Consider the following 2,326-nt stretch of genomic DNA (forward strand, 5'->3'; position numbering starts at 1 on the left):
AACACCCGAAGCCCGTGGCCCAACCCGTAAGGGAGGGAGCGGTCGAAGGTGGGACTGGCGATTGGGACGAAGTCGTAACAAGGTAGCCGTACCGGAAGGTGCGGCTGGATCACCTCCTTTCTAAGGAGCACCCAACGCCGGCTCTCGGGTCGAGCGGAGGATCACTTGCTGGAGCGAATGTCTTCAGGAGTGATTGCTCATAGATGTGGATACTGGCTAGAAGCAACAGGACCTGCGGTCTGCATCGCCTAGTACTGCTCGTAAGAGCGTGGAACGGACTGTGGATGGTGAGGTTGGGGTTGTCAGTACGCTGTTGGGTCCTGAGGGAACACGCGTAATGCGGTGTGACTTCTGAACCACAGGGTTTCTTCCGAGTTCAAACCGGCCACACGGGTGTGTGGAGCTAGGTGTCTCAGTAGTGGGGAAGCTTCTGGTTGTTCTTTGAGAACTACACAGTGGATGCGAGCATCTTTGTGGCAAGTTATGAAGAGCACACGGTGGATGTCTTGGCACCAGGAGCCGATGAAGGACGTAGGAGGCTGCGAAAAGCCTCGGGGAGCTGCCAACCGAGCTGTGATCCGAGGGTGTCCGAATGGGGAAACCCGGCCTCAGTCATGTGGGGTCACCCGCGCCTGAATATATAGGGCGTGCGGAGGGAACGTGGGGAAGTGAAACATCTCAGTACCCACAGGAAGAGAAAACAACCGTGATTCCGTGAGTAGTGGCGAGCGAAAGCGGATGAGGCTAAACCATGGACGTGTGATACCTGGCAGGGGTTGCGTTTGTGGGGTCGTGGGACGTTATTTGTCTGGGCTGCTGACCAGGCGGGAAGTCAGAAAACAGTGTGTTAGTGGAATCAGTTTGGGAAACTGGACCGTAGAGGGTGATAGTCCCGTACGCGAAAACATGCTGTCTTCCTTATAATGCTCCCAAGTAGCAGCGAGCTCGTGAAATTTGCTGTGAATCTGGCGGGACCACCCGCTAAGCCTAAATACTCCCTGGTGACCGATAGCGGACTAGTACCGTGAGGGAAAGATGAAAAGTACCCCGGGAGGGGAGTGAAAGAGTACCTGAAACCGTGTGCTTACAATCCGTCAGAGCCTCCTTAGCAGGGGTGATGGCGTGCCTTTTGAAGAATGAGCCTGCGAGTTAGTGGTACGTGGCGAGGTTAACCTGTGTGGGGTAGCCGTAGCGAAAGCGAGTCCGAATAGGGCGTTTTAGTCGCGTGCTCTAGACCCGAAGCGGAGTGATCTAGCCATGGCCAGGGTGAAGCGCGGGTAAGACCGTGTGGAGGCCCGAACCCACCAGGGTTGAAAACCTGGGGGATGAGCTGTGGTTAGGGGTGAAAGGCCAATCAAACTCCGTGATAGCTGGTTCTCCCCGAAATGCATTTAGGTGCAGCGTCGCGTGTTCCTTGGTGGGGGTAGAGCACTGGATGGCCTAGGGGGCCTACAAGCTTACTGAAGTCAACCAAACTCCGAATACCATTAAGCTAGAGCGCGGCAGTGAGACTGCGGGCGATAAGGTTCGTAGTCGAGAGGGAAACAGCCCAGAACACCAGCTAAGGCCCCAAAGTGTGTGCTAAGTGGGAAAGGATGTGGGGTCGCCCAGACAACCAGGAGGTTGGCTTAGAAGCAGCCACCCTTTAAAGAGTGCGTAATAGCTCACTGGTCAAGTGGTCCTGCGCCGACAATGTAGCGGGGCTTAAGCACACCGCCGAAGCTGTGTCATTCACGCATTGATCCGCATGTTCTTCGGAGCGTGTGCAGTCGTGTGGATGGGTAGGGGAGCGTCGTGTGGGGGATGAAGCGGCAGGGGAACCTAGCCGTGGACACTACGCGAGTGAGAATGCAGGCATGAGTAGCGAATGACGAGTGAGAAACTCGTCCGCCGGATGACCAAGGGTTCCTGGGCCAGGCTAATCCGCCCAGGGTAAGTCGGGACCTAAGGCGAGGCCGACAGGCGTAGTCGATGGACAACGGGTTGATATTCCCGTACCCGTGTAAACGCGTCCATGGTGAGGCTAGTGATGCTAACCGCCCGCAAGAGATGGAGTCTTCGGATGATATCTGGAGTGCGCGGGATCCGATCTAGTAGTAGTCAAGCGATGGGGTGACGCAGGAAGGTAGCTCCGCCAGTCAGTGGTAATACTGGTGTAAGCGTGTAGGCCGTCAGGGTAGGCAAATCCGTCCTGACATTAAGGCTGAGACGTGATGCGTAGCCGATTGAGGCGAAGTAGAGTGATCCTATGCTGTCGAGAAAAGCCTCTAGCGAGTGTTTATGCGGCCCGTACCCCAAACCGACACAGGTGGTCAGGTAGAGAATA

General features: G+C 56.0%; 1 protein-coding gene and 1 other annotated feature (1 of these 2 only partly in view). The gene reads right to left on the reverse strand.

Features of this window, described 5'->3' with window-relative positions; translation table 11 throughout:
* The first annotated feature begins 474 nt into the window (after nt 1-474).
* Nucleotides 475-2,326: a sequence feature (mutual gap in cmsearch alignment for this rRNA model is longer than 100), on the forward strand (it continues 601 nt past the right edge of the window).
* The coding region (locus KUTG_RS63965; RefSeq protein ID WP_232240971.1) for a hypothetical protein at nt 2,101-2,326 on the reverse strand (226 nt) is incomplete at its 5' end. Its footprint overlaps the feature before it by 226 nt.

The organism is Kutzneria sp. 744, assembly GCF_000568255.1.
Classification (GTDB): Bacteria; Actinomycetota; Actinomycetes; order Mycobacteriales; family Pseudonocardiaceae; genus Kutzneria.